The following is a 6,232-nucleotide window of genomic DNA, read 5'->3' on the forward strand; positions in this document are numbered from 1 at the left end:
GAACAGAGAAGTCAAGCCCGCCAGAGCCGATGGTACTGCGGTAAAACGTGGGAGAGTAGGTCGGTGCCACCCTTTATCACTTTCAATAGTGTAACAAACGCAAAAGCCTTAGCTAATTACTAAGGCTTTTTTGCGTTATTAGACTTTTCATTAGCCTGTCATACTCTCCATAGCGCGCTTCAGCAGCAACAAAAAATACAAGTTAACACACATACTTTTTATTGTGGTAATAATAACTTACAATCATTTTTTTATGTTTGCGCTTCCAAAAATAGCCCCATGGAATTTGAAAAATTAGCAGCCCAAATTAAAGCAGAAATAGCAAAACTGGATACCACGCCCGAGCTTGATAAAATCAACAGGGCTTTTGACGAGAAGATCCGCAAGGTGGAGGAGGCCCGTCGTGAAAAGCTGGCTACCGTGCCCGACAATGCCGTAGAACGCAAAAAACTCATCGCCGCTCTTGAAGCCCTTGGTGAAAAATATGTTGAACCTGCTAAGAAAAAAAGCAGGGAATAAGGGATTGGTTTTGTAGAAGAATTTAAAAGGTCTGCCAGGTTTGGCGGGCCTTTTTTGTTTGTTGGGGTGTCTGGTCGGGGGGGGCAATGCTGTTTCGGAGCATTGGCACTTACCTATTTGTACTGTTCAATTTTTGAAAGTGTAAACACCTGGTGTTTTGTTGTAAAATTGAACGACTGATAATCAGTGCTTTATAAATTGATAAATCTGTTCAAAGTCGTGATTTGAACAACTTGTATTTGATAATCAGTGGTTTATGTAAATTTGTTTTTGAACGTTGAACACCCGGTTTTTAAAAATTGAACACTGACAAAATGCTGTCACCATTGGGGGGCTTTTTAGTGGGTAAATTTGAGTGCCTTTCATGATTGCCGGCGGGTTGGCGGCAAATAACGATGGATGTTTCGGGCTTTTGAGCGGCCGGACAGGGGCGCGACAAATTATGGACCATACTGCAGAAAAACCCCTGGTTATTCAAATGATTCAAAATGAGGTGCGGGAAGCGGCGGATAAGCTTGGGCGCAAGAGAGAGGTTATGATCTCCGACCCGGATGCTGTGGTTGAGCTGTTTGATATTTACCCGGCCAATGAGTGGATGGCCATGGAAACTGAACACGAAACGCCCCAAATGCTGTTTGGCAACTTCTGGCTGGAGGGCGAGCTGTGCATCCTGTTTGCCGATACCAATATGGGCAAAAGCCTGCTGGCTGTGCAACTGGCAGACAGTATTACCCGGGGCGAACCCATTGCTCCCTTTACGCTTGGCGCCGAAGCCTCGCCGGTGTTGTATATTGATTTTGAACTTACCGGCAAGCAGTTTGAACAACGCTATACCGACGGCCAAAACCGTTATCATTTTGCCACCGAGTTTTACCGCGGCGAATACAACCAGTTTAACCGTGCAAGCTCGCATTATCAAAAGCTGGACAGGTATGTGATTGAAGCTTTAACGCGGGGCATTAAGCGTACCGATGCCCGGGTGCTCATCATTGATAATATTACCTGCCTGCGCAACGGAACCGAGAGCGCCGGGGCTGCCCTGCTGCTGATGAAGGAATTGAAAAAGCTTAAAACCCGCCACGGGGTAAGTATCCTGGTATTGGCCCATACGCCTAAGCGTAACCCGCGGCTGCCGCTGAGCCGCAATGATTTGCAGGGCAGTAAAATGCTCATCAATTTCTGCGACAGTGCTTTTGCCATGGGCGAAAGCCACTCGATGCCCGGCCAGCGGTATTTAAAGCAAATTAAGCAGCGCAGCACTGCCGAAATGTATGGTGCCGACAATATATGCCTTGCCCAACTGGAACGGCATCAAGGCTTTTTAAAGTTTGTTTTTACGGGCCATGACTGCGAGAAAAACCACCTGCGCGACGCCTCGAGGCAGGAACGCGAACGCATGCACCGGGAAGCTAAAAAATTAAGCGATGAAGGTTTAAGCCAGCGGCAGGTAGCTGAGCGGCTCGGGCTGAGCGTGGGAAGTGTGAATAGGATGCTGAATCACCCCCTCTAAATCTCCCCAACAGGGAAAACTTTAAGGCCTTAGGTTGGCGCACGCGTATAGCGTGTACCTTATCGATATTGCCTTTTTTCTCTATAGCAGAATGATTACCGGAATAAGAGATTTTGAGTTTTGCGATGATGTAAGCTTAGCATACGTGCACACGCGGCACGCGTGCGCCAGCGGAGAGAGGAGGCCCGTCGTGAAAAGCTGGCTATTGTTCCTGACAATAGCGTTGAAAAGAAAAAGCTTATCGCCGCGCTTGAAGCCCTCGGCGAAAAATGGGTTGAACCAGCCAACAAGAGAGCAAAAGAATAAACTTAATTTTTAAAAGAGGAAATTAAAAAGGTCTGCCCCATATTGGCGCAGACCTTTTTGTTGTCGCTATACCGAATAAAAAGCTGTTTAGGCGTTATTGCAGCAACATGGCTATATTATCGCAAAATAATTTTCCTCACCTTAAAGTTATCAGTAAAATAAAGCGTGCTTTCATCTTTAGATAAAGCCAGATTGCGGGCATAAACATCGGCACTTGACCCTACGCCATCGCGACCATCGTGATAGTGTGGGTTGGGGCCGGCTATGTATTGCAGCTTCCCATTAAAAAGGGCTTTTATTGCGCCATACTGAACGAGATATATGGTACGGCTATCTTTGGTAGCTACTAAAGTACTCACTCCTGAAAGGTTAAGGTCGCGGTAAATTTCGGTGAAAAGACCCGATGGTGTGAGCTTATATAGATGATTTCCTATTATCATATACTTTATGCCATTGTTTGCGCATACTAAAGCCCAAATTTTGGTGCCAAAGGGCCTGTCGGCTATATTAAGCGAATCGGGGTTGGGAGACCAGGCATTGGCACCTATTCGTCCATTGGCATTAAGTACAAATTTTTTCAGGGTACGTTCCTGCGTAAAAAACAAGGTGCCAAATGGATCTCTTTCCAGGCAGTTATATACGCCCGAATTTGGTTCGGCAATATAGGTACTGACAGAGCCATCGGTGTTCAAAATCCACATCGGGTGTTTATTGAAGGCCTGCCGACCATCGGTGCCGACTATAATGTTTAACGTGCCATTGGCCGAACGCCTTATATTTTGGGGATTATATATTTTTTCTCCATCGGCACGGTTTGGGATAGGTATGGTGCTTACAATGTTGGGCGGTGTAATTTTACGTACGGCGCTATTCCCAAAATCGGCAATGTACATGGTTCCATCGTCGGCCAGATCAATGCCGGCGGGGAAGAAGAAGCGGGCTGCCGACCCAACTCCATCTGCCAGTTCGGGCCCGGTGTTGGATGTTTGGTTACTCCCTGCAATGGTGATAACTGAGCCCACTATTGTTGCTGATGCAGCAAGTTTTGCAGATGCATCTGGCATGTCGGGCTTTTCAACTGCCAGGCTGTTCTCTTTTCGGCAGGAATAAAACAACGCCTGCGAAGCCGCCATAGCGACTAAAAGTAAATGTTTGCTTTTCATTATATTGATTATTTAGGTTTAGTGTGATTTTTAAAGTGCGATTAGATGTAGGTTTATTTCCTGAGGGGGATAGAAATATTTAACTAAGTAAATTAATTAGTTATATACATGGCTGTTAACTACGGCTGTTGTATAGCATAATGTGTAGCGTATAGCTAAATCAGTTAAACAGGTACACGCTATTGGATCACATTTATTAATTACAGGGGCGTCCGTCCGCTAAGGGAGCTGCTACTTCCGGCCAAAGTTTACCACCCTACCAGGTCCTTAGCTGGCGCGAGTATGCAGCGGGAGGTTGTGGGTTGAGTACTCGTGACTTTTTTGAATTTGCATCCAGTTTGTTTGAAAGGCTTATAAAGTCACGAGTACGCCACGCTTTTGGCAGCGCTGAATACTCGCGCCAGATGGGTGGGGTAAACGCGACACACATGCGAGGGGAATTGCAATGCACAAAAAAAGCCTCCATTAAGGAGGCTGCAAATTATTTGTTTTTTTGGGATAGCCATTGTTCATGGCATTTTTTACATTCTTCTGGTGGGTCTATACCTAACATTGAACAAATTTTAATTACAAATGGATAGTAATATACTTGTTCATATTGTAGCGGGAAAGTTTCGCCATCTTTTTTAAAGATAATACGATTGTGTTTTTCCCAAAATTCATCACTAACAATTTCGTATCCATTTGATTGTAGTAACTCTATTAGTTCGCTGCTTTTTAGATAAGGTATAGTCATTTTAAAGATTAGTATAGGCTCAAGTTAATTTCGTTTTCCCCTTCTTTTATATCTCGTTCATAGGCAGCTAATGCTTCTTCGCTTTCAAACTCCTGTTCTTGAATGCTGTCTATTTTAATGTTGTAATCAAAAGCAATTTTTGCTTTGAATGATAGAAGTAATTCCTTGATTGCTTCTTGTGGTGTCTTTGCCTGAACTACTAAACCCTTGATGCTATCTATGAAAGCAATGTAGCCAGCAGGACCGAATGATTCCACCTTGGCGATGAGTTTTAATGACATATGGTTTTTCCGTTTTTGATTTTGGTGTAATGTGTTGATATTTTTTGATAAATACAACCATCGTAAAAAATGTTGATTACAAAGATAAAATACTCTGTTATAAACAATAGTCTTTATTAAGTAATTGTTTTACGAACTTATAACTAAATAGTTACAAGTTTAGTATGTATTAATGATGCGTATAGTGATTACCCGTTCTATGATTAGTATAATGTTCTTCTCTATGAGAACTTCCATGACCACCTAAATAGTGGCCCCCTTGATTTCTATAATGTTTGTGTCTGGCAAAAGAAGAGAATGCTATTAAAAGCATAGTTAGAGATAAGAATAGGATTTTCATGTCTAAGGGTTTTGGTGTACATAAAGAAAAGAATTTATTTCCTTATTTCCTACTAATCTGACTATTATATTAATAGATCATTATCAATATATTAAACAGTTATATTATTCCCCTGCTACCGCAAGCAAACCCAATACTCAGCAAACGAACCACAAGGCACAGCCTTGCGGTAGCAAAAAAATAAAAAGCGCTGCCGCAAGGTTGTACCTTGTGGCCCGTATGCAAGGCTAAACGTTGAGCAAAGCCACACACCTCGGCAACTGGGAGTCAATAACAAATCCTTGCATCTTGACACTGTGCATTGTGGCCGCCATGCAAGGCTAAGTAATAAATAAACCCTTAGCCATTCTGTCCGCCCTGCTACGGCAAGCAAATCCAATACTTAGCAAACGAACCACAAGCGAGGACGCTTGCGGTAGCAAAAATAATTGATCGCTGCCGCAAGCCTCCCGGCTTGTGGCCCGTATGCAAGGTTAAACGATAAGCAAAGTCGCTTATCTGTCACCCACACCAACACACCACCCTCTCAAAGAGGGAGATTTAAAACTTGTCCGCAATCAGTCCGCACCTACCCCTTCCCCAAAACGGACGGACAAACTATTTTTTATCATCTCCTTTTTGGGTTTTGAGCGTCGGCCGCGTTAGGGATTGCAGCGGAAAACCCACAGCCTTGTGCAGGCCTCGCGCGGGGGCAAGGCGAGGATTTGCAGCGTAAAGCCCGGGCCGCAGGCAACGCCATTTATTTTGATTTCGGAATTGGGATTTTCGATTTCGGATTTGAGGCATTGAGAAACGGGTGTTATGCTGAGTGTTTAAATCCGGGGAGGCTGAAGGTGAAATGACAAACCCACCACATCATTGCTGAGTTACGAAGCAATCCCCAGCAGGCAGATAAAAGACTTTATTCTATAAACTTACATCGTCACGCTCCTGGCCGCGCGGGGCCAGGAGCGTTTTTCGCTATTGTTCATTTTTTAAGGTGCTCAAGAAGGCTCCGCCGTTTGTCTTGCCACAAAAGTAACCAAAAGGGCTTGTAGCAGAGAGGCTTCTTTGCGCACAACCTGGCCCCATAGCCATCGGCACGGCCTTCACTCTGCAAAACGAACAGAACCACGGGCTGCAATTATTTTGCCCCGATTCGCACGCAATGCCTCCGCTTCTGCAAAAACTTGCTATGCCCCTGCAGCCGCACTGCCCAGCATCGTTCTGCTCGTTTTCACCCGAAGCTGATCTGCTGCGAAAAAACACATTTTTTATCTTGTCATGGGTAGCTTGTCGAAGGGCCTCTGCGCGCGACCCTTCGACAAGCTCAGGGTGACAGGCCTTTGCACTCAGGTTGACAACATTAAAACGGGTGTCATGCTGAGGTTCTCGAAG

The 6,232-nt window shown here is 44.7% G+C and carries 7 protein-coding genes; 3 read left to right on the forward strand and 4 right to left on the reverse strand.

Translation table 11 applies throughout. The features are described from left to right. Nucleotides 1–279 precede the first annotated feature (279 nt). The 3 genes from FHW88_RS00005 to FHW88_RS00015 all read left to right on the forward strand — a co-directional run bounded on the left by FHW88_RS00005 (nt 280) and on the right by FHW88_RS00015 (nt 2,335). Nucleotides 280–519: a hypothetical protein gene (locus FHW88_RS00005; RefSeq protein WP_090535008.1), complete on the forward strand. Its 240-nt coding sequence runs from the start codon at nt 280–282 to the stop codon at nt 517–519. A 442-nt stretch (nt 520–961) separates the two neighbouring features. Further along, nucleotides 962–2,029, forward strand: a complete 1,068-nt coding sequence (locus FHW88_RS00010) for an AAA family ATPase (protein WP_176622199.1) — start codon at nt 962–964, stop codon at nt 2,027–2,029. A 162-nt stretch (nt 2,030–2,191) separates the two neighbouring features. Further along, entirely contained in the window at nt 2,192–2,335 is a 144-nt protein-coding gene (locus FHW88_RS00015; protein WP_176622201.1) for a hypothetical protein, read from the forward strand. Between the two features lie 116 nt (nt 2,336–2,451). Here FHW88_RS00015 and FHW88_RS00020 read toward each other — a convergent pair whose 3' ends face one another. From FHW88_RS00020 to FHW88_RS29990, 4 genes are all read right to left on the reverse strand, one after another. Further along, complete coding sequence (locus tag FHW88_RS00020) at nt 2,452–3,498, reverse strand: hypothetical protein (protein WP_176622203.1); 1,047 nt, start codon at nt 3,496–3,498, stop codon at nt 2,452–2,454. A gap of 481 nt (nt 3,499–3,979) precedes the next feature. Next, the gene (locus FHW88_RS00025; protein WP_176622205.1) at nt 3,980–4,234 is read right to left on the reverse strand and encodes a hypothetical protein; all 255 of its coding nucleotides are present in this window, start codon (nt 4,232–4,234) and stop codon (nt 3,980–3,982) included. Nucleotides 4,235–4,242: 8 nt separating this feature from the next. Continuing rightward, nucleotides 4,243–4,515, reverse strand: a complete 273-nt coding sequence (locus FHW88_RS00030; RefSeq protein WP_176622206.1) for a hypothetical protein — start codon at nt 4,513–4,515, stop codon at nt 4,243–4,245. Between the two features lie 1,300 nt (nt 4,516–5,815). Beyond that, on the reverse strand, nt 5,816–6,232 hold a 417-nt coding region (locus FHW88_RS29990), incomplete at its 5' end, for a hypothetical protein (RefSeq protein WP_218117106.1).

Source organism: Mucilaginibacter sp. SG538B, assembly GCF_013376065.1.
In the GTDB taxonomy this organism is placed as follows: Bacteria; Bacteroidota; Bacteroidia; order Sphingobacteriales; family Sphingobacteriaceae; genus Mucilaginibacter; species Mucilaginibacter rubeus.

Bases quoted from the DNA above. Each gene is read 5' to 3' on its own strand.
- FHW88_RS00030 (WP_176622206.1), bottom strand. From the start codon at position 4,515: ATGTCATTAAAACTCATCGCCAAGGTGGAATCATTCGGTCCTGCTGGC.
- FHW88_RS00005 (WP_090535008.1), top strand. From the start codon at position 280: ATGGAATTTGAAAAATTAGCAGCCCAAATTAAAGCAGAAATAGCAAAA.
- FHW88_RS00025 (WP_176622205.1), bottom strand. From the start codon at position 4,234: ATGACTATACCTTATCTAAAAAGCAGCGAACTAATAGAGTTACTACAA.
- FHW88_RS00010 (WP_176622199.1), top strand. From the start codon at position 962: ATGGACCATACTGCAGAAAAACCCCTGGTTATTCAAATGATTCAAAAT.
- FHW88_RS00020 (WP_176622203.1), bottom strand. From the start codon at position 3,498: ATGAAAAGCAAACATTTACTTTTAGTCGCTATGGCGGCTTCGCAGGCG.